Annotated in this window: 19 protein-coding genes; 8 read left to right on the top strand and 11 right to left on the bottom strand. The window is 21.9% G+C overall.

What is annotated here, in order from left to right:
• Positions 1–157: 157 nt before the first annotated feature.
• Positions 158–649 (top strand): hypothetical protein, encoded by a 492-nt coding sequence (locus tag N3A58_02920; protein MCX8058351.1) that lies wholly within the window; start codon positions 158–160, stop codon positions 647–649.
• Between the two features lie 7 nt (positions 650–656).
• Here the strand turns inward: N3A58_02920 and N3A58_02915 are convergent, their stop codons facing one another.
• Positions 657–1,280: a protein-L-isoaspartate O-methyltransferase gene (locus N3A58_02915; GenBank protein ID MCX8058350.1), complete on the bottom strand. Its 624-nt coding sequence runs from the start codon at positions 1,278–1,280 to the stop codon at positions 657–659.
• A gap of 10 nt (positions 1,281–1,290) precedes the next feature.
• Positions 1,291–1,719 (bottom strand): MarR family transcriptional regulator, encoded by a 429-nt coding sequence (locus N3A58_02910; GenBank protein MCX8058349.1) that lies wholly within the window; start codon positions 1,717–1,719, stop codon positions 1,291–1,293.
• Between the two features lie 180 nt (positions 1,720–1,899).
• On the opposite strand from N3A58_02910, the gene N3A58_02905 reads away from it, so the two are divergent.
• Positions 1,900–3,411, top strand: coding sequence for a U32 family peptidase (locus tag N3A58_02905; GenBank protein ID MCX8058348.1), 1,512 nt, complete (start codon positions 1,900–1,902; stop codon positions 3,409–3,411).
• A 31-nt stretch (positions 3,412–3,442) separates the two neighbouring features.
• The gene (locus tag N3A58_02900; protein MCX8058347.1) at positions 3,443–4,300 is read left to right on the top strand and encodes a bifunctional 5,10-methylenetetrahydrofolate dehydrogenase/5,10-methenyltetrahydrofolate cyclohydrolase; all 858 of its coding nucleotides are present in this window, start codon (positions 3,443–3,445) and stop codon (positions 4,298–4,300) included.
• A 54-nt stretch (positions 4,301–4,354) separates the two neighbouring features.
• Here N3A58_02900 and udk read toward each other — a convergent pair whose 3' ends face one another.
• The 8 genes from udk to N3A58_02860 all read right to left on the bottom strand — a co-directional run bounded on the left by udk (position 4,355) and on the right by N3A58_02860 (position 21,110).
• On the bottom strand, positions 4,355–4,975 hold the full coding sequence (gene udk / locus N3A58_02895; protein MCX8058346.1) for a uridine kinase: 621 nt from the start codon (positions 4,973–4,975) through the stop codon (positions 4,355–4,357).
• A gap of 13 nt (positions 4,976–4,988) precedes the next feature.
• Entirely contained in the window at positions 4,989–6,557 is a 1,569-nt protein-coding gene (gene gpmI / locus N3A58_02890; GenBank protein ID MCX8058345.1) for a 2,3-bisphosphoglycerate-independent phosphoglycerate mutase, read from the bottom strand.
• A 25-nt stretch (positions 6,558–6,582) separates the two neighbouring features.
• Complete coding sequence (gene polA / locus N3A58_02885; GenBank protein MCX8058344.1) at positions 6,583–9,294, bottom strand: DNA polymerase I; 2,712 nt, start codon at positions 9,292–9,294, stop codon at positions 6,583–6,585.
• 57 nt (positions 9,295–9,351) lie between these two features.
• Positions 9,352–14,202, bottom strand: a complete 4,851-nt coding sequence (locus tag N3A58_02880; GenBank protein MCX8058343.1) for a diguanylate cyclase — start codon at positions 14,200–14,202, stop codon at positions 9,352–9,354.
• A gap of 116 nt (positions 14,203–14,318) precedes the next feature.
• Positions 14,319–16,118, bottom strand: coding sequence for a threonine--tRNA ligase (gene thrS / locus N3A58_02875; protein MCX8058342.1), 1,800 nt, complete (start codon positions 16,116–16,118; stop codon positions 14,319–14,321).
• Positions 16,119–16,235: 117 nt separating this feature from the next.
• The gene (locus N3A58_02870) at positions 16,236–17,534 is read right to left on the bottom strand and encodes a DUF401 family protein (GenBank protein ID MCX8058341.1); all 1,299 of its coding nucleotides are present in this window, start codon (positions 17,532–17,534) and stop codon (positions 16,236–16,238) included.
• Between the two features lie 70 nt (positions 17,535–17,604).
• Entirely contained in the window at positions 17,605–19,440 is a 1,836-nt protein-coding gene (locus tag N3A58_02865) for a hypothetical protein (GenBank protein MCX8058340.1), read from the bottom strand.
• 2 nt (positions 19,441–19,442) lie between these two features.
• On the bottom strand, positions 19,443–21,110 hold the full coding sequence (locus tag N3A58_02860; GenBank protein ID MCX8058339.1) for a formate--tetrahydrofolate ligase: 1,668 nt from the start codon (positions 21,108–21,110) through the stop codon (positions 19,443–19,445).
• Between the two features lie 193 nt (positions 21,111–21,303).
• On the opposite strand from N3A58_02860, the gene folE2 reads away from it, so the two are divergent.
• Positions 21,304–22,089, top strand: coding sequence for a GTP cyclohydrolase FolE2 (gene folE2 / locus N3A58_02855; GenBank protein MCX8058338.1), 786 nt, complete (start codon positions 21,304–21,306; stop codon positions 22,087–22,089).
• On the opposite strand, the gene N3A58_02850 is transcribed toward folE2, so the two are convergent.
• Positions 22,086–22,472, bottom strand: a complete 387-nt coding sequence (locus N3A58_02850) for a single-stranded DNA-binding protein (protein ID MCX8058337.1) — start codon at positions 22,470–22,472, stop codon at positions 22,086–22,088. The two genes, folE2 and N3A58_02850, sit on opposite strands and share 4 nt — an antisense overlap.
• A gap of 164 nt (positions 22,473–22,636) precedes the next feature.
• Here N3A58_02850 and N3A58_02845 point away from each other — a divergent pair, with 164 nt between their 5' ends.
• The 4 genes from N3A58_02845 to N3A58_02830 all read left to right on the top strand — a co-directional run bounded on the left by N3A58_02845 (position 22,637) and on the right by N3A58_02830 (position 26,375).
• Positions 22,637–24,304, top strand: coding sequence for a hypothetical protein (locus N3A58_02845; GenBank protein MCX8058336.1), 1,668 nt, complete (start codon positions 22,637–22,639; stop codon positions 24,302–24,304).
• Between the two features lie 129 nt (positions 24,305–24,433).
• Positions 24,434–24,721 (top strand): hypothetical protein, encoded by a 288-nt coding sequence (locus N3A58_02840; protein ID MCX8058335.1) that lies wholly within the window; start codon positions 24,434–24,436, stop codon positions 24,719–24,721.
• A gap of 28 nt (positions 24,722–24,749) precedes the next feature.
• Positions 24,750–25,406: a hypothetical protein gene (locus N3A58_02835; protein MCX8058334.1), complete on the top strand. Its 657-nt coding sequence runs from the start codon at positions 24,750–24,752 to the stop codon at positions 25,404–25,406.
• A 198-nt stretch (positions 25,407–25,604) separates the two neighbouring features.
• Positions 25,605–26,375, top strand: a complete 771-nt coding sequence (locus N3A58_02830) for a TPM domain-containing protein (protein MCX8058333.1) — start codon at positions 25,605–25,607, stop codon at positions 26,373–26,375.
• Positions 26,376–26,579: the final 204 nt, after the last annotated feature.

Here is a 26,579-nt window from a genome sequence, read left to right as displayed (position 1 = left end):
GAATATAAGGTTCATCATCTATAATTAATGCTTTCATATTCTATTCATAAATCTTTATTAAAATTTTAATTTAATATTTTATAAATTCAAATATAAAATATAAATTATTTAGAATTTTTTATTGAAATTTTATTATAATTTTTTTATCATTTACTCGATGAAGACATTTAAAATAAAATTAAATACTATTACAAAAATATATTTATCAATTATTTTCTTAATATTTGCTTTAATTTTAATTTTGCAAAATATAATTAATAGTAATATACCTATTTGGCCTTTGTTTATTATTTTTACGGGTATTTTTTTGTTATATCCATATCTTGAAGATAAAAAACAGTATAATACTATTATTCCTTCTTTATTTTTAATATTTACCGGCATTTATATATTTATAAATACATTAACTAACTGGAAATTTCTGGGGCAAACATGGCCTATATTCTTACTAGTTGTTTCATTTTCATTATATATATATTATTTTGCAGTTAAAAATAAAAGTTTACTAGTTCCTTCAAATATGCTAATACTCTTATTTTTTATTTTAATTTTAATAACAAATATTAAAAGTAAATTTTGGGCACTTATTTTTATAATTTTTTCTCTTATAATAATTATAGAAACAATTATAAATTATAAAAAAAGATAATTTAAATTTATTCAGGGTCTTTATCTACTATTGGGACAAATATACAATAAGAAAAATCTTCTTCTATATATTTGCTTTCTATTTTGGTTATTTTTATCAATTTTTGTAATCCATAAGTTATTTGAATAGGAGCAACTAATATACCATTATTTGAAAGTTGTTCTTTTATTTTTTTTAAATTACTTTCTCCAATTGAAGCAGTAATAATAATTTTATTATATGGTTTTTCTTCTTCATAACCATAAGCTCCATTTAAAAGCAAAAACTTTATATTTTTAAAATTATATTTTGATAAGTTTTTTTGAGCAATTAAATGAAGCTTTTTATGCCTTTCAATAGTTATAATTTCCTTTGAAAGATAAGCAAGAATAGCTGTTTGATATCCAACACCTGTTCCAATTTCTAAAATTTTATCGTCTTTTTCTGGATTTAAAAGGCATGTCATCTCATAAACAATTTGAGGTTGGGATATTGTTTGACCACAGTATGTTGGTAATGCATTATTAATATAAGCTTCTTTTTTAAGTTCTGGATGAACAAAATCAGCTCTATCAATATAAAAAAAAGCTTCTTCTACTTTCTTTTTTATTGAATTATTAAAAGAAAAGGAATCAGAAAATAATTTAATCATTTGATTAAAACTATCTCTGGTCACTTTTTTTAAATCTTTTCAATATATCTTTAAATATTTTTGAAATTTCAACTATTTCCTCTTCTTTAAATATTTGCTTTATAAACTTAACTCTTTGTTTGATGACAGAATTAATAACTTTTTCTCCTTTTTTTGATAAGGAAAAATATGTTTCTCTGTTATCTTTAGGATTTTTTGTTTTTTGTATATATTCGTATTTTTCCAATTTAGTAAGAATCTCTGAAGCAGCAGGTCTTGAAATATCAAGATTTGATGCAATATCTTTAGCTTTTAATGATTTGTTAAAATATATTAATTGTAATGTTTCAAACATAGCTTTAGTTATATCTGGATAATCTTTTAAAGCTTTTCTACCTTCTATTTTAACCTTAAAAGCAAGATGTCTAAAATATTTTTCAAAATTAGAATATTTTATCAAATTTACCCCATTTATTTCTTATTTTAAAAAAAAATATAATTTAAATTAAAGTAAGTCAATAATAATATGTAATTTTTACAAAATATTAAAAATATTTTTAAAAAAGATTGATTAAAACAAATAATTTAAAAAAAAATATTTTTTAATATATTTAGAAAAATATTATTATTAAAAGTTGAAATGAAAAATAAATTTATAATTAATAAACCTGAGTTACTTTCACCAGCAGGAGATAAAAAAAAAGGAGCATTTCCTATAATTTATGGAGCTGATGCTATATATATAGGAACAAAAAATTATAGCCTAAGATACAATAAAAACTTTTCTGATATTCAAGATTTAAAATATCTTTCAGATGTGATTCATAAGTTTAATAAAAAGTTTTATTTTACTACTAATATTTTTATGCACAATATGGATTTAAATAATTTTATTGATGAATTTTCAAGTATAGATAAAGTTAATCCAGATGCATATATAGTTTCTGATCCTTCTATAGTTGAATATTTGAATAAAAAATTTAAAAAAAGAAAATTAAATTCTAATAGTAAATATAAAATAAAGAAAAGAGAAATCCATCTTTCAACTCAAGCAAATACTTTAAATTTTAAAAGAGTTGAATTTTGGTATAGACAAGGTGTAGATAGAGTTATTTTAGCTAGGGAATTAACATTAAAAGAAATTGAAGAAATAAAAAATTATATAAATGAAAAGAAATTAAAAGTTAAGTTGGAAACTTTTATACATGGAGCTATGTGTATCTCTTATTCTGGAAGGTGCTTACTTTCTTTTTATATGACTTCGCCAAATCTTTCAAAATCTGAAGGAATTTATTATAGAGATGCTAATAAAGGGATGTGTGTCCACCCATGTAGATGGGAATTTAAGGTTATTGAGAAAAAAAGAGAAAATGAAATATTTGAAGTTATTGAAGATTCAAATTATTCATACTTTATGTCTTCTAAAGATTTGTGTCTATTAAAATATTTGCCCTTTTTAGTTATTGCTGGTATAGATTCTTTTAAGATAGAAGGGAGAATGAAATCAGAATTTTATCAAGGCATAACAACTTTTGTTTATAGGAAAGCTATTGATATTGCTTTTGAGATTGTAAAAGATTTTAATAAAAAAGATATTGATTTTTATCTTAATAATAAAGATAGATTTTTTAAAGATTTTAATAAATGGAATGATTTTGTTAATAATTATTTTCCTTTTTTAGATTTATATTCCCATAGACCATACTCTACTGGATTTTATTTTATAGATAGCCAATTAAATGAGGAAATAAGACCAACTAATTTAAATTATCAAAGGGATTCCATTTATCTAGGCTATGTTATTTGGTATGAAGATTTAGAAAATATTAGCTACAAAGATATTTTTAAAAATTTATTTAATTTTGATAATAATTTTTATAGAAAATTAAAAGAATTGTTTTTAAAAATAATTTTAAGGGATGAGAAAGAAATTAAGAAAAAAAATTATTTATATCTTTTTTATTGCAAAAACAAGTGGGATTTAAGTGAAACTGTTAAATTAGTTGGCCCATATGATAAAATTATGGATTTTAAAATATTGAAAGCTTATGATCTCGAATTAAACAAAGTTGAGATTTTGAAACATTCAAATTATTATTTACTAATTTTGGACAATTATATAAATAGTTTTTCTTTCATTATAAAGCAATAATTTAATAATATAAGATTAAGGAAATAAATTTATGATTTTAAGTGGGAATGAATTAAAGAAAAAACTAATAGAAGATTACTCATTTAAAATAGATGAAATAAAAAAAGAGTTTGAAAAAAAAGGTAAAGATTTTAATAAGAACAAAATTGGAATATTATCAAATATTGATGATGAACCTTCTAGGGTTTATTTAAAACAATTATTAAAATTATTTAAAAAATTTGATTTAAACTATGAAATAATTGAAATTTCAAAGAATTCAAAAAATGGAGGAGATAAAAATTATATTGAATATATAAATAACTTTAATTTAAGAGATGATATTATTGGTATTTTTGTTCAAATGCCAATGGTTGATGTAAAAGAAAAAGAATATGTTATAAATGCTATTTCACCTAATAAGGATCTTGAAGGAATTACTAGAAACTCTTTTGCATCAATTTTTTACAATAAAGAGTTTCTTGTTCCTCCTACAGCAAATGCTGTAATAGAGTTAGCAAATTATTATAATATAAATTTCGCCTCAAAAGATGTATTAATAATAAATAGGTCTTATATAATAGGAAAACCTTTAATCGGACTTCTTTTAAATAGAGATGCCACAGTTACAGTAGCACATTCAAAAACGAAGGATTTAAAATTTAAAATGAAAGAATCTGAAATTATAATTACAGCAGTAGGTAAGCCTTGCTTTATTAAAAAAGAAGATATAAAAAAAGGGACAATTATATTTGATCTATCAATAAATTATTTGGATAATAAAATTGTTGGGGATTGCGATTTTGAATCTCTTAAAGATATATGTTCTATAACTCCAGTTCCAGATGGTGTTGGTCCCATTACCAATTTAATGCTAATTAAAAATTATTTAAATATAATTAAAATATAATTAAAGTAAGGTTAAGCTAAAATTGTTTAGTTAGATTTATTAAGTATTACCTTATTAATCTTCTCTAATTTTTTCTTTAATAAATGATATTAATAAATCAATAGCTGGTTGGTTATAACCTCCTTCCGGTATAATTATATCAGCATAGACTTTTGTAGGTTCAACAAAATTTAAATGTCCTGGTCTTACAAATGTTAAGTATTGCTTTATTACAGAATCAATAGTTCTTCCTCTTTTTTCTATATCTCTTTTTAGTCTTCTAATAAATCTTATATCATCAGGAGTATCTACATAAATTTTAAGATCTATTAGATCTCTAATTTCTTTATTAAAGAAAATTAGAATACCTTCAAAAATAATAAGCTTTTTAGGTTCTATTAAAGTTACTTGTTCAGTTCTTTTATTTTGGATAAAATCATAATGGGGAAGTTCAATATTTTGAAAATTCTTTAATCTTTTTAAATGATTAATTAATAAATCATTATCAAAAGCATCAGGATGATCAAAATTGAAGTCTGTAATATTTTCATTGTTAATATATTCTGCAGATTTATAATAATTATCTTGAGGTAAAAATACAAAATCATTATATACCTCTGAAATTTTCTTAACAATAGTTGTTTTGCCAGAACCTGAACCACCAGAAATTCCTATTATAAAAGCTTTTTCTTTCATTTTAAACTAATTTTTACTTAAATAAAATATTTCCGTCCATTTCACTTGGAATATCAATTCCCATTGTATAAAGAATAGTAGGACTAATATCTGCAAGTTTTCCATCATTTCTTAATTTTATTTTATCTTTTTGTAAATGAGTTAATTTTGAAATTATAGTAAACCAAACAGGATTTGAAGTGTGTGCTGTATAAGGTTTCCCAGATTCATAGTCAATCATTTGCTCTGCATTTCCGTGATCTGAAGTAAGAAATACTATTCCTTCTTTCTCTAAAACTTTGTTAACAACTTTTCCAACACATATATCGACAGTTTTACATGCTTTAATAGCAGCTTCAAGTACACCTGTATGCCCAACCATATCAGGGTTAGCATAATTAAGCACTATAAAGTCATAAATATCTTTGTCTAATGCATTTAATATGTTTTCTGTTACCTCATATGCACTCATTTCTGGTTTTAAATCATAGGTGGGAACTTTTGGTGAAGGAATTAATATTCTATCTTCTCCTTCATATACAGTATCTTGTTGCCCATTAAAGAAAAAAGTAACATGAGCAAATTTTTCAGTCTCAGCTATTCTAAGTTGTTTCAAACCTTTTTTTGATATCCATTCTCCCATTATATTTGTTAAGTTTTCAAGAGGGTAGGTTACGAATACTTTTGCTCTATTTGATTTCTGAATATTTTCATAATATTCGGTTGTGCATAAATAGCATAAATTATTTATTTTTTTTGTTTCAAATTCTTTAAAATCATCATGAATAAAAGCTTTAGTAATTTCTCTTGCTCTATCAAATCTATAATTGAAAAATATTATTAAATCATTATCTTGAATTACTTTAAATCCTTTTATTATTCGAGGTTTTATAAATTCATCTGTTTCATTATTATTGTAAGCATCATCTATTGCACTATAAACATCATTAAATAAGTTAGAATCACTTTTACCATAAACAAGCATATCGTAAAATAATTTAACTCTTTCCCATCTATTGTCTCTATCCATAGCATAATATCTACCTGTAATAGATATTATTTTCCCGAAATTAAATTTATGAATATATTCTTCAACTTCTTTAACATATTGATATGTGGATTTTGGTAAAGTATCTCTTCCATCAGAAATTATGTGGATATAGATTTTATCTCCATTATAGTTTTTAAGTCTAAAAAATTCTAAATACCCAAGTAAATGCTTTGTGTGTGCATGGACTCCTTGATCTTGTACTAAACCATAAATATGGATATTTGAATTATACTTAATTGCATGCTCATAAGATTTTAATAAAGCTTCATTTTTAAAAAATGTCTTTTCATCAATTTCTTTAGATATTTTGACTAGATTTTGATATACAATCCTTCCTGCTCCCATATTAAGATGGCCAACTTCTGATGATCCTTGATTTCCTTCTGGTAATCCTACAGCTAATCCCGAAGCTTCAATTAAGACTGTAGGAAAATTATTTAAAAAATAATTATGATTTTCTGGATTGCATAATTCTATAGCGTTATATTCTTTTTTGGGGTTAAATCCCCATCCATCTCTAATTAAAAGCATATAAGGTATTTTTTTTCTCATTTTTTATTCCTTATTAATTTATTTTTTAATCTTTAAGTTGACCCCAGTCTTTCCCCGAAGAAATATTTACTTTAAGTGGTACAATAAAATTTGGTAATTCAGATTTTAAGTTTTCCATAATTTCTTTTATTTCTAATTTTATCTTTTCTACAAAAGAATCTTCTATTTCAAGAATAATTTCATCGTGAATTTGACGGAGTAAATAAGCTTTTTCTCTATACGTTTGGGTAAGGAAATCATAAATTTGGATCGTTGCAATTTTCATTATTTCTGCTGCTGTCCCCTGTATTTGTGTATTAAGAGCTATTCTTGCTCCCATTTGTTGATCTACTTTATTATTTGACCTTATTTCTGGAATATATCTTCTTCTACCAAAAAGAGTATAGGTATAACCATATTCTCTAACAAAAGATATAAGTTCCTCTTCATATTTCTTTAACCTATTAAATTGTGAGAAATATTTGTTAATAAAATTACTTGCTTCTCCTCTTGAAATTTTTAATTGCTGTGAAAGTCCAAATGGTGATAAACCGTATATAACTCCGAAGTTGATAGTTTTTGCAATATTTCTCTCTTTTGGGGTTATTTCATCAATTTTTTTATTAAATATAAAAGATGCAGTAGATTTGTGGATATCTTCGCCATTTATAAATGCATTTATTAAGTTTTCATCTTTTGAGAAATGAGCTAAAACTCTAAGTTCAATTTGAGAATAATCCGCAGAAATTAAAGTAAAGTTTTCTTTTGATATAAAACCTTTTCGTATATTTATGTTGTAGTCATCATAAACAGGAATATTTTGTAAATTTGGATCATTTGAGGATAATCTCCCAGTAGTTACAAAAACTTGATTATAATTTGTATGTAGCCTATTATTCATATCTTTAAGATTCAATATTGGTATTATATAAGTAGAATAGAGTTTAGATAACTTTCTCCATTCTATAATTTTTGCAGGTAATAAATGCAAATTGCTCAATTCTTCTAATACATCTTCATCAGTAGAATAACCAGTTTTACCTTTTTTAACTGGAGGAAGATTTAATTTTTCAAAAAGGATTTTTTGAAGTTGTTTTGGGGAGTTAATTGTGAATTCTTCACCTGCTATTTTATATATTTCTTTTTCTAGCTCATTCAACATATTTTCAATTGTTTTCTTCTTTTCTAGAAAATAGCTTTCATCTACTAAAATACCATTTATTTCCATATGAGCTAGTATTTTTATTAATGGCATTTCAATTTTGTAAAAAAGTGTGCTTAAATTATAATCATCCAATAGTTTTTTAAATTTATTATATAGTTTCAAAGTTACATCAGCATCTTCGCAAGAATAATCTTTGACTTTTTCTATAGGATAGTTTGAAAGATTATAACCTTTTTCTTTTACAATATCATCATAATGTATTGTTTTATATCTTAAATATTTTTCTGCAAGATAATCTAAATTGAGTTTACCAGCATCACCAAGAAATAGTTTAGCTGCAATTATTGTATCAAAGAAAATATTTTTTATTTCGATATCATATTTTTTTAAGACTTTGTAATCAAATTTTATATTATGCCCAATTATAAATATATTTTCATCTTCAACAAAAGATTTAATAAGTAATAGCAAATTATTTTTATTCTCTTTTAGAAGGGATACATAATATGCTTCATTTTCTAAAAATGAAAAAGATACACCAATTATTTCATCCATTTGAAAATTGAATCCAGTTGTCTCTGTGTCCAATGCTATATATTTGATATTATTATTTTTTATTTTTTTTAATATCTTATTTAAATCTTCTTCTGTTTCAATAAGGTAATATTTTGAATTATCTATAGTTTTAAGTTCTGCTACTTGATCAAAGGGTTTGTTGGTAATTTTTTCATAAAGTTTTTTTAATTCATACTTTTTTAAAATATTTAAAGATTCTTCTGAAAATGAGGTAGGAATTTTAAAATCTTCTATTGAAAAATTGTAAGGTATTTCATTATTAAGTATTACAAGCTTTTTTGAGAGATAAGCTTTATCTTTGTTTAGTAATAGTTTTTCTGCAACTTTTTTACTTTCAATTGTATTTATATATTTGTAAATATTATCTAAAGTTTTATATTTATTAAGCAAATCTCTAGCGGTTTTTTCACCTATTCCTATTACTCCTGGTATATTATCAGAAGAATCACCAATTAAAGCAAGGAAATCTGTGATCTGTTCTGGATAAACACCAAATTTTTTATAAACTTCATTTCTATCTATTATTATTTCTTCCTTTGTTGAAGTTCCTGAAGCTATCATAAAAGTTCTATCATCTACTAATTGCATTAAATCTTTATCAGATGAATAAATATAAGTAGTGATATTACTATTTGTTTTAACTTTATTTGAAATATAAGCTATTATATCATCTGCTTCATAACCAGGAATAATTAATGTAAAAAAGTTAAGTTTATTTAATAGGTCAATGATTATGGGTGTTTGTCTATTTATTTCTTCTGGAGCTTTGTTTCTCGTTTCTTTATATGAAGGAAAAATCTCATGCCTAAATGTTTTTTCTTTAGAATCGAAAATAATTGCAATATATTCTGGCTTAAATTTTTCAATAATTGAAAAAATTTTTGTTAAAAAACCATTAATTATTGTAACATTTTCATTATTGGTTGTAAAAAGAGGGGTTTTGATCATAGAAAAATGTATCTTATAAATAATTGAATGCCCATCTACAAGAATAATTTTTTTATTTTGATTTTCCATAATTAAGTTAAATTATTTTTAATTTTATTTTTTCATAAAAAATTAATTTAATAATATTTATAATATATCTAAGATATGCTTAACAGAATTTATATAATTTATGAGTAGATTATTTAATTCATCATTGTAGGTGAAACCTTTAAAATTTCCAATATATAATCTTAAATCAAACATTTCAATTTTTAAATAATTATAAGGCCTATTATAAATTTTTGTAAATCCATATATATCTTTTGAAATTCTTATTATTTCATTAATAAAATTTTTATTTTTTAAATTTGTTATTATATTTTCATTTTTATTTATAATAAAAATATCAAAAAAAATTGTTTTTTTAATTTCATCTAAGATATTTAAAATATATTCTTTTATTTGATTTTTATTTACTGAATTTATAATATTTAAATTGTTTTTATTTTCAAAACATATTTTATTTAATAAACTGTTGTGTATATCTACTATTTTTAAAAGAGTTTTTATATTTTCCTGTGTTTTAATTGGGTCTCTACATATTAATCCATAAGTTTTATCTGTTTCTAATATATTTATTTCAAGTGATGGAGAATATTTTATATAAGTATTTTTCCCTTTCCTTTTTCCAATTCTATTAGCGATTTCTGCTTTTTGAATTAATATATCAAGAATATTACTGTCTTCTGGATAAACCGAAATCCCTATTGTTACAGATATTTTTCTATCAGAAAGAATTGTAGAGCTATTTATGTTATTTTTAATTCTTTCAGCTATAAATTTAGAATTTTCATAATCAAGATTTGGAATAAAAACTAAAAATTCTTCCCCCCCATATCTTCCAACTATATCATTTGCTCTTAACCCTGTTTTAATAATCTTTGCTATTTCATGTAAAACCTTGTCTCCATAATTGTGACCAAATGTATCATTTATTTGTTTAAAATTATCAATATCGATAAAAAAAAGAGAACCTTTTTTGTAGTTTGAAAGTGATATTTTAACTCTTTTTATAAAAGAATTTCTTAAATAAACATTTGTTAATGGATCGTAGAGATTTTCGAATAAAATATCATTATATCTCGTAGCAAATGAAAGTAGATTAGAAATAAAGTAGAATACTTCCTTGTTAATATTCCAAAAAGGATTTATATAAAATCTAGATTCTAAATGTATATAGTATCTAAAAGTATCTAGATAATAATATGAGGTTGATTTTCTTTTTTGGTTTATATTTTCTGTTAGAATAGGTATCAAGCAAATAAATATTGGGTTTTTAAAATTATCAGGGAGTTCTAAGTGTGTAATTGGTTCACCAGTAGAAATTAATTGGTTAAAAAATGAAAAAGAAAACTCTAAATTTTTATTTTTAAAAATTCTTGATTGAGTTTCATATATTTTCTCTATTTTATAATAATTGTTAATTGAATAAATTGCAGCATATGATATTTTCCCCCACTGAAATAAATATTTTATTATTATTTTTATTTTTTCTATTATATCAATATTATCTTCTCTAATAAAAGGCTCAAAAGTTTTAGTTATAAGTAAATTGGTTATATCATATTTGGTTTTTGATAAATATTGAATTTTTTTTGTTAACTTTTCTTTATTTAATATTTCTTCTAAAAGAAAATTGCTTTGTTTTAGTAAATTTTTTATAGGTTCTAAGTTAATAAAATTTTCTCTGTATAAAGAAGTAATTTTGTTATATGAAATTCTTAAATAATTTAAAAATTTATATAAAAAATCGTCTTCTTTAAAGATTATTCCAAGAATTCCTAGAATTATTAGATAATCAATTGAAAAATAAAAATTATCTAGTTCTATAAGTTCAGATATAAAAAATTCCTTTAACTCATTATTAATTCCATTTGTTTGGTAATTTTTTATAGCATTATAATATTTTAAAATATCGTTTTTATTTTCAATATCAAAATTTTTGATAGACTCAATATAGTTAACTAATGATTCTTTCAATTTAATCTTTACATTATAAACTACACTGTATAATAAAAAATAGTATAAATAATCTTTAATAACTTCTGAGTTTTCTTCTGAATAATTTTTATCAAAAAAACAATAAAAAGTATTATTTAGCTTTTTAAAATTTTTAGTAAGAAAATATACTTCTATTTTACAAGAAATAAATAATGAAAAATGTTCTGAAAAATTGCTATTATTCAATAAATTATTACCTTCTTTTATATAAGCATCAAGAACACTTTTTTTAGAAAAAATTGTTAAATAAAGTAAATATAAAGAAATAAACCTTAATTTATAAGGAATATCTGGATTCTTTTGAAATATATCTAATAGCTCTTTAGCAGTTTTTCTATATTTATAGAAATTAAAATGCTCAAAATATTTTATCATGAGGTTTATTAAAATAAATGCAAGTGTATCTTTGTTAGTATTGGAGAGCTTAGCATAATATAGAGACTTTTCTTGGTACTCTAAAGATTTTTTAGTATCATATAATGTTGATTCATGTATTACAGTAAGATTATTATATGTTAGAGCAAGTTGACTATACATTTTGAATTTTTTATAAATTGTAATAGATTCATTATATAAATTGATTGATTTCTGTATGTATTTAATCTTGTCAATTTTTTCAAGTATATATGCTATATTATGTTTGACCTTAGCAGAAAGGGGATATAATTTTATTTCTATAGAGTCATTATAAATAATATCAGAAATAGTTAAAAATGCTCGGTTCTTTTCTTCATAAGAGATAGATTCCTTTTTTTGAATTAAATGTGAGAGGCTAAATAATAGAAGGCAAATTTCTATATTATTTAAATAAGTAATATTTCCTTTTTTTAGTAGTAGTTCAAAAAAATATTCTATATTTTCATTAATGTCTAAATGTATTGAAAAATAAAATAATTCATTAATGAAAAAGTACAAGTTGTTGTTTAATATAAAATTTAAATCAATTTTTTTATATTCAGTTTTAAAATTTTCTCTTTTATAATCAAAAAAAATTAAAAATAAATCTATTAAAATTAAATAATTGTAAATTAATTTATCTTCTTCTATTTTTTTGTAATTTTTTAACCAATTTTGTAATTTAATAATAAAATATTTATTCAAGCATATTCTGTGAAATAAATAATAATTATAAATTAAAAAAATTATGTCATCATAATTATAGTTATTAATATCAATTGAAAACACGAATTCATATATGTCTGAAAATTCATCATACCAAGAATATATAGGATATTTTTTAATAAATTCAATTAACTCTTTTATTAACAAATCATTTTTATTTACTTGATATAGCAATTCAATATAAGTTTTTTCTTTAATAGGAGTAGTCTTATTATTTTTGAGAAAAAATATACCAAAGTTATTGAAAAACTTTTTATTCTTTGAAAAAAGAACTTTATTAAAAAGATATTTTAAAAAATTATTATAAAGTTCAAAAAATTTTAATTCATTTTGAATAATAATATTTTTTTTAAGTAATTCTGAAATCTCATTATGATTTAAATTTGGATATTTTATTTTAAAAATTTCATCAAGAAATAATGGTGTATCAGATATACAAAATAGATATATTATTAACTTTTGAGATAAGGTTAAAGTTTCAAGATTAAATCTTTGATTATAGAAATTTATTAAATTCTGAAATATTTCATTTTTTAATTTTCTTAAATTTTTATTATTAAGTATTGCAGAACAGTAAGAAAAGTATAAAGCATAAATATGTGAAGGATCATTTTCTATAAATTCTGTTGGAATTTTAAAATTCAATAAATTAAACATTTGTTTAAGAGCTTCCTGACCATCTTTCTCTTGAATACCTATTCTTAGTTTTTGTATACTTTTGTTGAATGATATTTCTAGTTTAGAGGAGAAAACATATAGTTTTATGTTTTTTGATTTTTGGATAAATTCGTTAATGATAAAATAAATAATTTTCCTACTTTTATTATCTAATGAAAAGAAATCATTTGTTACAATGTTTAAATTAAATTTATAAATAAATTCGGATAGAATTAAAAGCAGATTATTTTCATTTATATCTTTATTTGTTCTTAAATGGAGAAAGGTAATTAAATCATTAATATTATTAAAATAGATAGTATTATTTAATTGTGGTTTTAAATAATTGAAAAAATTATTTGAAAATATTTTGACAAAAAAAGTGTCATGATAGGCTATTAGGAAAAAATTATTATCATCTTTAATGATTTTATCAAAAAATTTTTTTAAATGAAAAGTAGATGAGTCTGGGATAATATTTCTATTAAAAAAATATAATTCCGGTTTTTCTGATAATATTCTTGAATAATATTTATAAATTAGCTCAAAGTTATAATTTGAATTTTCAAATTTATTAAAAAAATTGATAACTTTAGGTAATTTAATATTTAATGATAATACAATATTTTTTAAGTTTTTATAATCAATGTAAAATAACTCCTTCTCAAGATTTATGGGAAATAAATCTAAGAGTATAGGATCATTGGAGTCTTTATTAATTAAAATATTATATTTTTGTATATCGTTATGGGAAATATTAAAGTAATGCAAATAATTAATACTTGATATTATCTTAAATAGTGTTTCTATGATTAGTTTTTCATCTTTGGAATTTTCTTTAATAAAATTATCAATTGTAAGAGAATTTTTAATAAAAGGCATAGTATAAAAATAAGCTTCATGATCAAAAGTAATATCATCTAAAAAATAAACTTTATCTATAGATATTGGTTTTATAATAAAAGGATGATTAATATAAGATAAAAGTTTAAATTGTTCGATTAATTGAAAGTTTTTCTTTCTTGTAATTAAATTAAGATCAACAATTTTAAGAGCTACAATTGAATCACTCTCTATATCATGAACTTTATATGTTATACCATAATTACCTTTACCAAGTAGCTCTAAAATTTTGTATCTTTTATTAATTATTTGCATTTTTTATTAAATTTAATACTAAAATTCTAAAAAACAACTCTATTTCTAATTATGTATAATTATATTTTATTTGAAATAATTATAAATATTTTTTATTTAAAAATTTTACAATTTAACTATAAACTTAACTTTAAGCTTTTATTTTTATCTTCCATTAATATAGTTTCAATTACTTCTTCAACTTTATATTCTTTTTGTTCACCTGTATCTCTATTTCTTATAGTAATTGTATTTTTGCTTATTTCATTATCACCAGCTATCCCTATATAAGGATATCTTTCAAGTCTTGCTTCTCTAATTTTTTTAGATAGAGATTCTCCTCTTAGATCTATATTAACTCTTATTCCACTACTTTTAAATTTTTCATAAATAGACATAATATAATTATTATGAATGTCTGAAACTGGAATTAAAATTATTTGCTCGGGAGCTAGCCAAATAGGAAATTTACCTTCATAATGCTCAATTAAAAACGCCATAGTTCTTTCAAAGCAACCTATGGATGATCTATGTATTATTATAGGTCTCTTTTTGCTTCCATCAGAATCTATATAAAAAAGATCAAATCTTTCTGCAAGGGCAAAATCAATTTGAACAGTAAATGCAGTATCTTCTTTTCCATATACATTTGTCAGTTGAACATCAATTTTAGGGCCATAAAATGCAGCTTCTCCTTTCTCAACAGTATAGGGAAGATCAAGTTCTTCACAAATTTCTAGAATTATTTTTTCTGCTTCCTCCCAAAGTTCTGGAGCATCAATATATTTTTCCTTATTTTCTCTATCTCCAAGAGAAGCTCTGTACCAAGCTTTACTAGAAATTCCAAGAGTATCCATCATAAATTTAATTAAATCGATTACCTTATACATTTCCTCTTTTATTTGATCTTTTCTTAAAATAATATGGGCATCTGCTAATGTGAAATTTCTTAATCTTATTAGTCCAGTAAGTTCTCCTGATTTTTCATATCTATATAGAGGGGAAATCTCGGCATACCTTATTGGAAGTTCTTTATATGAGTGAATTTCATTTTTATACATAATAAAGTGATGAGGGCAAGTCATAGGTCTTAATATAAACAATTCTCCATCAATATCAAGAGGAGAATACATTGAATCTTTGTAATGATCAAGGTGTCCTGATATTTTATATAACTCAATACTTCCTAAAACGGGGGTGTAAACATGAAGATACCCTCTTTTTAACTCTTCATCAATTGTAAACCTTTCTAATATTCTTCTTAGAGTTGCACCTCTTGGAAGAAGAAGTGGTAAACCTTTCCCAATTATATCAGATATCATAAAAAGTTTCATTTCTTTTCCAATATTTCTATGATCTTTATTTTTTGCTTCTTCCCTTTTTCTAAGAAACTCATCTAACTCTTCTTTTTTGTCAAAATATATTCCATATATTCTTTGCATCATTTTGTTTTTTTCATCACCTTTCCAGTAAGCCCCAGATACTCTGTCTAATAAGAAACCATCGATATTAATTTCCTTTGTTTCTAAGACATGTGGGCCTTTACAGAGGTCATAAAATTCACCTGAATAATAAATTGAAACTTCTTTCTCACCCTCTTTTTCCAATTCTTCTAATAATTCTAATTTATAAATTTCCTGATCTTTTCTAAATATTTCTTTAGCTTCATCTATATTAAAAATCTTTTTTTCAAATTTAATGTTACTTGAAAGTAGTTTTTTGATTATTTTTGAAATTTCTTTTAAATCTTTTTCAGAAATAGGATTTTCAATATCAAAATCATAATAAAAACCGTTTTCAATTGCAGGACCAATGCCTAATTTAATTTTAGAATCTTTAAAATACTTTTTAACTGCATATGCCATTATATGAGCGAGAGAGTGTCTTTTTTTTTGCAAATCCTCAGATACTTTTTTTTCTTTTGAAATTAAAGGCATACTATCTCCAATTTATAAATTATTTGGTTTAATAAAATTAAATAAAATTTATTTTAATTCAAGCATTTATTTTTATAATAATAAATCTGCATTTAAAAACAAAAAATAAATATAAAATTAAAATTTAATTATTGGTGGGTAACCAGCAAAATAAAGTAAAATAGAAATTGAAAAATTTAAAATAAAAAATAAGAGTAATTTTATATACACATTTTTGTATGAAGTTTTAAAGTATTCTCTTGTTAATGATAAACAAAGATGAACAGGTGAAAGCATAACCCCCCAGAAACCAGATATTACAGAAATCATAATTAGTGAATAAATTAAATTGCTTCCTGAAAAATAAAAAGTTTTAAGTATTGGAAATGTTACTCCAACAGAAGCAACAGTTAAACCAGTTAAAAATCCAATTAAAAAAGGAGGAAGTGCGACAATTATAAAAGGATTAACTGATAAACTTGTCAATATTTTAGGTAATATTTTTAAAACATCTGATATAGTGATAAGTTCCTTAAAAAAAATTATTGATATAATTGTTAAAATTGTTGATAAAGAAAAAGATTTTTTAAAATTGCTTAGAATAACATTTGGTTTGATTTTGTTTACTATAAAAAATATGATTAAAATAATAGAAACTATAAAATTTATGTTTGTTTCAAAAGCTATTAAAATGATTAAAAGAACTATAATTGGCCAAAAGTTTATAAAGAATAGAAATAAAAAAGAATTTTTAAAATAATTAATAGAATTGATAAAAAAATTATTGAATCTTATATTAGTATTCTTATATAAACTCTTTTTTTCGATTTCTTTAATTGTTCTTTTATTTTTAATAGGAAATATAAAAATTATTAATGCTATTATTACATAGATAATAGAGTATAAAACTTGGTTATATATAATATTTTTAATTGAAATTTTAAAAAAGTTATTAATCAATAGAATAGCTGGATAAGTTGGCCAAAAGAATTCCCAAATATGTCTAAACACATAATTAATATGATGTTTTTCTTCTTGGTTTAGGTTTATTATTTTTCCTCCCTCTTCTACCATTGGGGCAGAAAAAAGTGCACCTCCAGGCATTGGTATAAGGCCTATTAATGCAGGGATTATTGCTAGTGTATATTTTAATTCTTTAAATTTGGATGAGAAAAGAATAAAAGTGTTTTTAAAATTTCCATTAGAGGATAGAACTTCACCAAAAAATGTTATTAAAATAACTGCTAATATTAAATTAATATTTGAATAAGAAAAAATAATATTTTTTAATGAAGCTATTACTATGTCTAAATTTACTTTATATAATAGTATGAAAATTAAAGAAACTATAAAAACAGATAGGTAAACAGATAATTTTAATCTTATAAAAATTATTAAAATAATAATTAAAGATAAAATCTTTAATAATTCAATCATTTTTTAAAATACCTAATATTATTTTAATTAAGATAACTTAATCTTTTATTTTTTCAATATAAAGTTTTTATTAAAAAATTAAAATATAAAATGTCTTAGAGTTATTAAAAAAATAGATTTTATAATTAATTAATGAAAACAATTTATTTGAATAGTAAATATGGAAATATTCTTGAGAATTTGATTCAATAATATTTTCGTTGATAATAGATTCTTCAAATTGGGGTAAGGTAAAGTTTAAAATGTCTTGATAAAGCTTTGGATTATTCTCAACTGATTCAGTTGAAATAAAAAAGATAGGTTTGTTTTCCCTTTTTATTATATAAAAATTATATTTTTTTTCTGAAAAGTATTCTAATATAAAAGAAAATAAATTTATAAATGCTGCAATCAATTTAAATTTATCTAATTTAATGTTTTCTTCAAAAAAATCATAAAATTCAATTTTTAAAATATTATTTTTTATAAATTTTAGAAAAAAAGATTTGATTAAATTAATGATTGAACTTGAGTGAAAAATTACCTCTTCTTTTATTTCATCTTTATATTTTAAAGAATAAAACTCAATAATTTGGTTTATATAAAAAAGTAGAGTTTTACTTGAATCATTAATTGCTTGGATATCTTCTTTAAGTTTTGGAGAAATATCACCCTCGATGCCTTCAAGTATGATTTCTGAAAAACCTATTATAGTATTTAAAGGAGATCTTAATTCATGGGCAAAGTTTGGTAAAAATTCTCTTAAAAAATTTAATTCTAAAGTGTTATTTTTAATATTTTGTTCATTTTTTAACATTAGAATATTTAATTCTTTTTCCTTAAATAGATTGCAGATAAATTTTATTGAATTAATATTGATCTCAAAGCAATTTTTTTCTGATTTAATATTTAAAATCAATTTATTAAAAGAATCACTATCTAATTTTAAATCTTCAAAACTAATAGGATAATTTATTTGATTAGTTTTATTGACTTCATTATTATTAATATTTAATAACATTTTTGCAGAATCATTTAAATATATAATTTTATAACTATTATCAAAATAAATAAATGAATCAGTAGATTCTTTAATTATATTTTTTATTATTTCTAATAATTTATTTATATACTCATTATCTATTATTAAATCATTTCTTAAAATTTTAATTTTTTCTATTAATATATCCAACTCTTCTATTAAAGATTTTTCTATATTAACATTTAATTCTTTATTTGTTAATGAATTTAAGTATAAATATATTTTGTGAATATTATTAACAAACCTTCTATAGTATCTAATAGTAAATCTATAAAATAGATATAGAAAAATAATAATAGATAAAATAAATAGAAAGATAAAAATAATTTGAAGGTTAAAAAAGGTTTTAAATGGAATTTCAAGAATAAGATATTTTTCTTTATCTAGAAATGTTAAAAAATAAAATTTGTAATTAAAATAATAATAGAATATACTTTTTTTTATTTTATAGGTAAATTTTTCATTTAGATCTAATCTATTATAGAAAATAAAATTAGAATCACTGTTTTTATTTTTTTTTAGTGTTATTGAGTAACAATTTATATTATTTTTAGCTGTATTTTCAATTAATAGTAATTTTATTTCTTCGAAATTTTCGAGGTTTTGCGATATAAATTTATGGATAATGATGAATTCTTCAGGACAATTAATATAAACATCTTTATATATATTTTTTTTTTGATTAAGATCAAGAAATTTAATAAAATCTTCTCTAAAGTTAAAATTTAAATTTTGAACAAGATTACTATAGAATTTAATATTTATTTTATAAAGGTAAATAGTAGTAACTATAAAAAAAGATAAAATAAGTAAGAAAATTATTAAGAAAATTTTAATATTATATTTTATTAAAATTTGTTTTATAGAATTCTTTACATTTGCCATTTTTAAAATAACCCATCAATATTTCCATTATCATCTATAGTAATATTTCTATATGCTGCATTATAATTATATCCAGGCATTCTAAGTATATCTCCTGTAATAGGGATGATGAATCCAGCTCCTGAAGCTATTTCGATTTCTCTAACTGTAATAAGAAAATCTTTTGGTCTTCCAATAAGATCTGGGTTATCTGATAGTGATTTTTGAGTTTTTGCAATGCAAACAGGTAATTTATCAAGGCCTAGCTTTATAATTGTTTTTAAATCTTCCTTTGCTTTTGGTGTAAAATCTATAGCTTTTGCACCATAAAGTTTTGATGCAACTTTAAATATTTTTTCTTCAACAGAATCAGTAAGTTCGTATAAAAATTTATTATGACATGACTCATTTTCTTTAATAGATGAAATAATCTTTTCTCCAAGATCAATTGCACCCTTAGAACCATTTTCCCATGCAGTAACTAATGAATATTTAATTTTTCTATCTTCAAGCATTTTTGTTAATAATTTTATCTCGTTATCGGTGTCACTGCTAAATTTATTTATAGCAACAATTGGTTCTTTTCCAAATAATCTTATATTATTAACATGATGCTCTAAATTTTCAAATCCTTTTTCTAAACTTATCAAATCTTCATTATAGATTTCTTTAAGTTTTTTACCACCATGGAATTTTAGAGCCCTAATTGTTGCAACTATAACAACACAAGAAATATTTATGCATGTTTTCCTTGCAACAATGTCAAAAAATTTTTCGGCACCAAGATCGAAACCAAAGCCAGCTTCAGTTACGGCAAAGTCTCCTAATTTCATAGCCATGTTTGTTGCAATAATAGAGTTTGTGCCTTGGGCAATATTAGCGAAAGGACCACCATGAATGAATACAGGGTTATTTTCAAGACTTTGAACTAAATTTGGTTTAAGAGCATCTTTCAATAATGCAGCTGCAGCTCCATCTACTTTCAAGTCTCTTGCATAAACTGGTTTATCATCATATGTAAATCCAATAAAAATGTTTCCTAACATTTCCTTTAAATTTTTATAATTAGAAGCAAGACATAAAATAGCCATCACTTCAGATGAGGCAGTTATGTCAAAACCAGTTTCTCTAGGGAATCCGTTTTTTGTCCCACCTAGACCAATAACAATGTCTCTTAAACTTCTATCGTTAAGATCTATTACTCTCCTAAATTTAACAGTTCTAGAATCCAACCCAATTTCTCTGTAAAATAATTCTACATCAACAGCAGCAGCAATTAAATTATGTGCTTTTTCTATTGCATTAAAATCTCCAGTAAAATGAAGATTTATATCTTCTATTGGTACAACTTGTGAATAACCACCCCCAGTTGCACCTCCTTTTACTCCAAAAACAGGACCTAAAGAAGGTTCTCTTAATGCAAGAAAACTTTTTTTCCCTAAAGCATTTAAGGCATCATTTATAGCAATAGAAATTGTAGTTTTACCTTCTCCAAGTGGTGTAGGGGTTATAGCTGAAACTAGAATTAAATTTCCATTAGGTTTATTTAGAATAGAATTATAAAAGTCTAAATTTACTTTAGCTTTGTATTTACCGTATGGTTCTATAAAATCCTCAGGTATATTTGCTTTTTTTGCTATTTCAAATATGTTTAATAATTTAGCTTTTCTACTTATATCTATATCTTTCATTTTATTTCTCCAAAATTAATAAAATTAAATTATAATATTTATTAATTAGCTATATATTATGAGATAATTTTTTTTTTTCAATAATAAAAATATTTAAATAAATTTTAAATAAGTGATTAAAAAGATGAATAATAATGAAAAAATTTAAATAAAATAGAATTGAAAATAAATAATTATTTTGTATTTTTTTTTTATGATTCTTCCAGATATACATAATAACCCAGCAGAAAATAAGATTCCTATAAATAAAGTTGGAGTAAAAGGTTTTAAATTTCCTATAAAGGTTTATGATAAACTAAATAAATATCAACATTCAATAGGAAATATTACTCTTCTTGTTGATCTGCCTTCTCACTTTAAAGGTACCCACATGAGTAGATTTATTGAAATTCTTAATGAAGAAGGACATGATGAAATATCAGTGGATCATTTAAAAAAATTACTATCAAAAATAAAAGATAAACTTAATGCTAAAGTTTCTTATATAGAGATAGAATTTCCATACTTTATAAAGAAGGAATCTCCTATAAGTAAAATTAAAGCACTTTTAAATTATGAGGTTAAATTAATTGCTAAGTATGGTGAAGAATTTGATTATGAGATGGTTGTTAATGTTCCAGTCCATATTTTATGTCCTTGCTCCAAAATTATTTCTGAATTTTCTGCCCATAATCAGAGAGCAAATGTGACAGTTTCTTATAAAGCAAAAAAAGTTATATGGATTGAAGATATTATACAAGTTGTTGAAAATTCAGCTTCTTGTGAGATTTATCCAATATTGAAAAGGAATGACGAAAAATATGTTACAGAGAAAGCATATAAAAATCCGAAGTTTGTTGAAGATATAGTAAGGGAGATTAGTATTAAGTTAGATAACTTTCATGATATATTTTATTATAAAGTTGAAGTACAATCTATAGAATCTATTCATAATCATGATGCTTATGCTTGTATAGAAAAAGAAAAAAAGATCCCTTAAGCAGGGATCTTTTCTTGTTGGATTCCGATTTTTTGAGTTTCTTCAAGGATTACTTTTGTTCCCTTGTCGAACTTTTCAATTTTAGAAGCAAGTAAGTAAAAATAAGGTAATTTTTTTGATTCGATTTGTGTGGTGAAGAATTTAAGTTTTCCATAAACTATTATTTTCTCACCTTTTTTCAAGCTATTTAATGTTAGGTCTTTTAAATTTCCATAGCAGTGCACAGTTATTATAGTGGGATCGTTAACCCATTTATTATCTTCTTTATAGAAGTGATTAGAAATTATTTTTAATAATACAAATGGTTTACCATTTGAATTATTTTTTGTTTTTGGTTCAGATAATAAATTTCCCTCAATAATTACCATGTTAAAAGGTTGCATATTTTCCTCCTAAAAATTATTTTAATTATATATACTATCAGGAATAAAAAATTATTTCATTATTTTAAAAATATTTTTTACCACAAAATTGAAAAATTAAATTTTTTGATTTAACTTAAATTAAATAAGATAAAAATTAGATTAGGAGAAATAAAAACTGGAAAATGAAATATAAATTTTTTGGAATACAAAATTTTAATATTAAAAAATTTTCAGGAATTTTTTTATATTCATATTACAATAAAAAAATTAAATTTTTAGCAGCTTATAATTTGCTTTTTATTTCAAAGGATAAAGAGTTTTCATATAATCTTAAAAAATTAATCTCATTTGGGATTACTCATCCAATTTCTTTCATATTTTCAGAAAAAAGAAACCTCTATAACACTATTTTTTTTAATAAAAAGTTAAGAAAATTATTGTTTAATGAATTTAAAGAAGAAAAATATTTTTTATTTATAAAAACCATATATAAGGATTTTTTTGAAGCTAATTTAGAAAGAAGAAATTTTATAACCAGAAATGGAAACATATTAAAAGATCCCATGTATTCTTTATATAGAAAAGTTTTAATTGATTATGATGGCTACAAAATTTTAAATAAAATTTTATATTTTTATGAAAGAGAAACCTATAAATTATTTTTTTATTGCTCATCTATAAAAAAATCGAAAATTGTAATAAATGGAAATATATTAAAATTTAACTTTTTTGAACTTTTTCTAAAAAGACTAGAACTTTTTATCCAAGATATAAGCTCAAAAAATGAAAAAATAAATAGGGATTCAATATCTATTAATTTTGAAGTTTTAAATAATAATAAAAATTTAATTTATGAGTATTTTATTGATATCTTTAAAAATTTGATAGATTTAAATTTATCTTGTAATTGCAGTAACTTAGAGTATAAGATTAAAACTATTTTTAATCAAAAAAAAGTTTTATTTATAGAAGGATTTCCTTATTGGGAAATTGAGAAATGGATCTATTTCTTTAATAGTAACAATAACTTTAATAATTGGTTATTAAAAAATATGTCGGTAAATTCTAATTTATCTTTTCAATATTTGAAAAATTATATCTTTTATGAAAAAGAGATACCAGAATTTTTAGAGTTATATATTAAATTTATTGAAATTTATAAATTGATAATTCATATATTTAAAATTTTTGGTTTCAAGATATTTTTAGATGATTCTTATACATCTTTTAGGATATCTCCAATATTGGAATATTTCAATTACAATAAAGAATATGACAATATAGATTTAATAATAAATAAATATAATAAAGATGGAGAAAATCTTTATATTAATAAAATAAAGGATAATATTATAGAATCTAAAGAAAAAAGACCAGACTTATATGATTTTTATTTATTTGGATCAAATTTAGTAAATGGTTTAAACTTTAACATAATTTTATTTAATGATAATGTAAGAACTGAAACATATAAAATAGATAATTCATGCAAAGATAAAGAAATTAATAATTTTGGTTTTAGAGAAGATAATGTATTTTGTAATAAATTTATGTTAAAATTGTTCAAAATATTTTATTTAAAAATTTTAAATAAGGATTATTATAAAAATTATTATTTTTATCTTAATTTGATTTATAGAAAAATTAAAAAAATAAATAAGTATAATTTAATTGGTCCATATAAAAATATTTATAATAATTTGCCTAATTCAGATAATCTAATAAATAAAAAATATAAAACAAAAAAAGAAAAAATTGAAAAAAAATTTTATTTCTCATTTTATAATTATGGGGTATTACCTTTGAAAATGAGAGATCAAGATTTTAGAGCAATTATTTCTATATTATAAAAATTTTTTATTAAAAAGTACAAAAGAATAATTTAAAGAATTAGCAAATTATTAAAATATTAATTTTATTATAAAATTTAAAATAAAATATATTTAATAAGCTATAAAAATTAGAAGGAAATAAATATTATGTATTTTTTTCCTATATTAGACATGATTATCGGGATATCTTTAGCATTTGCATCTGTTTACTTTTGGTCTAAAAATAGGGATAATGATAATTATTTTTTAATTGTTTTATCTGCTTTATTTAATTATCTTTATTCTTTCTTTAGGGTTCTTGAAAATGTTGAACTACTTCCATCAGATTGGTTTATGAGTATAGGTAATATACCAATAATAAAAATTTTAATAATACTTCTAACTATGTTTTTTTTATTGCTTGGCATATTGAAAATAGCTGTTAAAGAAAATTAAAATATTTATAAATCTCATTTAATTTTTTATGTGTAAAAAACTTGTTGTAAATAAAAGGAAATCTCTCTTTTTTTTATTATTTATAGTTATTTTCTTATTCTTATTGTCTAGTAAATTTCAAAACCTAGAGTCTTCCCCAATAATATATGCAGAACAGTATTATCTTTTATATGTTGATGGGATGACTGATAACCAAATAGTTATTTTTAGAAATATAGAATACTTACAGAAGGCTCTTGAAGCACCTTTTGCACCAGTTGTTCAAGCTTTAACTAAGATAACTTCTCAAGAACAATATATAAGATATAAGTTTCTTTTTAAAATGCATATTAATCTATTAATTGTTAAGTGTTATCTTCAACTTGGTGCAAGATTTGATAAAGAAAATATCTACTTTTATAATTACCTTTATAAAGAGATGATTATAGAAAGTTTACAATATGCAAAATATTTTTATTCATGTGTTCCATATTACTATGATGAAGCAAAAAAATTTCAGAAAGAAGCTGAAAGATTCCAAAAATGGAGAATTGATATTGATTTATGGGAAGATGAATATTACAAGCTAAAAAATAATAAAATGACTGATTATAATAAAATAGCTATGGAAAGAATAAAAAGAATAGACTCATATATAGAATATTTAAAAAGTTGGCCAAATCAGTTTTATCCTGAAAATAAGTAAAAATATTTTTTTAATACTTAAAGTTCCATAAAATTTTTTTCTGAATTACTTGATATATTTAAATATAATTTTATATTTTAATAAATATACAAATATGAATATTATGTTAATTATAATAAAAAATTTATTATATAAAAATTTCTAATTCTAATTAGTCATTTTTATATAATTGTGTTAAAAATTATTAAGGTTCTATTTATGAAAAAAACAATATTACCTATTTTTATTATTCTGGTTTTAATTTTTTTTTCTTTTGAAATACCTAATTATTATAATTATGTAAATGATTTTGCAAATTTAATTAGTGATAGTTATGAAATTAAAATTAATAATCTTCTTAAAGTATTAGATGAAACTACATCAGTAGAAATAGCTATATTGACACTAAGTTCAATAAATAATAATAGTATAGAGGAAGTAGCTGTAAAGGTTTTTGAAAAATGGAAAATTGGCAAAAAAGGGAAAGATAATGGGATACTTATAATTTTAGCTTACAATGAAAGAAAAGTAAGAATTGAAGTAGGCTATGGTCTTGAAGGCGATATTCCTGATATAAAAGCAAAAGATTTTCTAGATAGTTATGGGGTCCCATATTTTAAAGAAGGCAACTTTAATGATGGATTTTATATTTTAACTTTAAGGCTTGCAAAAGAAATATGTAAGGTAAATGAGTTAAAATTTGAAGATATTTTGAAAAAAGCGCAGATAGAAGAACAGAACTATGATAAATATTTTAAAAATAATGAAGATGAATATGGAGGTAAGAGTGATCCAATTTTTATTATTTTTATAATAATAATGTTTTTGTTATTTTTTAGATTTTTTCCAAATTTTCTCCCATTCTTAATTTATATGAATATTGGAGGTGGTGGTTATTTTGGCAGAAACAATAGTAATTTCAAAGGTGGTGGTTTTGGTGGTTTTGGAGGTGGAAGGTCTGGTGGAGGAGGGGCTACTTCATCTTTTTAATTTATTCAAAAATTTTTAAAAATTTTTATAATAACTCTTAAAATAAAAATAAATTTTTATAGTTTTATTTTATTAAATAAAATGTCTATATTAAAACTTTTATTTTAAATATTTATCATATGAAATAAATATTTAATATTAAAAATAATTTTTTTAGTATTTTTTATACTATAAAAGAAATCTTAAATGTAAATTATAGTTAAA

The sequence above is a fragment of the Spirochaetota bacterium genome, assembly GCA_026415295.1.
Lineage (GTDB): Bacteria > Spirochaetota > JAAYUW01 > JAAYUW01 > JAOAHJ01 > JAOAHJ01.
The sequence above is the reverse complement of the archived record's forward strand: the minus strand, read 5'-3'. Positions and strand labels throughout refer to the sequence as shown.

Coding starts and splice junctions, on each gene's coding strand:
- N3A58_02920 (MCX8058351.1), top strand. CDS start 158: ATGAAGACATTTAAAATAAAATTAAATACTATTACAAAAATATATTTA.
- N3A58_02915 (MCX8058350.1), bottom strand. CDS start 1,280: ATGATTAAATTATTTTCTGATTCCTTTTCTTTTAATAATTCAATAAAA.
- N3A58_02905 (MCX8058348.1), top strand. CDS start 1,900: ATGAAAAATAAATTTATAATTAATAAACCTGAGTTACTTTCACCAGCA.
- N3A58_02900 (MCX8058347.1), top strand. CDS start 3,443: ATGATTTTAAGTGGGAATGAATTAAAGAAAAAACTAATAGAAGATTAC.
- udk (MCX8058346.1), bottom strand. CDS start 4,975: ATGAAAGAAAAAGCTTTTATAATAGGAATTTCTGGTGGTTCAGGTTCT.
- gpmI (MCX8058345.1), bottom strand. CDS start 6,557: ATGAGAAAAAAAATACCTTATATGCTTTTAATTAGAGATGGATGGGGA.
- polA (MCX8058344.1), bottom strand. CDS start 9,294: ATGGAAAATCAAAATAAAAAAATTATTCTTGTAGATGGGCATTCAATT.
- N3A58_02880 (MCX8058343.1), bottom strand. CDS start 14,202: ATGCAAATAATTAATAAAAGATACAAAATTTTAGAGCTACTTGGTAAA.
- thrS (MCX8058342.1), bottom strand. CDS start 16,118: ATGCCTTTAATTTCAAAAGAAAAAAAAGTATCTGAGGATTTGCAAAAA.
- N3A58_02870 (MCX8058341.1), bottom strand. CDS start 17,534: ATGATTGAATTATTAAAGATTTTATCTTTAATTATTATTTTAATAATT.
- N3A58_02865 (MCX8058340.1), bottom strand. CDS start 19,440: ATGGCAAATGTAAAGAATTCTATAAAACAAATTTTAATAAAATATAAT.
- N3A58_02860 (MCX8058339.1), bottom strand. CDS start 21,110: ATGAAAGATATAGATATAAGTAGAAAAGCTAAATTATTAAACATATTT.
- folE2 (MCX8058338.1), top strand. CDS start 21,304: ATGATTCTTCCAGATATACATAATAACCCAGCAGAAAATAAGATTCCT.
- N3A58_02850 (MCX8058337.1), bottom strand. CDS start 22,472: ATGCAACCTTTTAACATGGTAATTATTGAGGGAAATTTATTATCTGAA.
- N3A58_02845 (MCX8058336.1), top strand. CDS start 22,637: ATGAAATATAAATTTTTTGGAATACAAAATTTTAATATTAAAAAATTT.
- N3A58_02840 (MCX8058335.1), top strand. CDS start 24,434: ATGTATTTTTTTCCTATATTAGACATGATTATCGGGATATCTTTAGCA.
- N3A58_02835 (MCX8058334.1), top strand. CDS start 24,750: ATGTGTAAAAAACTTGTTGTAAATAAAAGGAAATCTCTCTTTTTTTTA.
- N3A58_02830 (MCX8058333.1), top strand. CDS start 25,605: ATGAAAAAAACAATATTACCTATTTTTATTATTCTGGTTTTAATTTTT.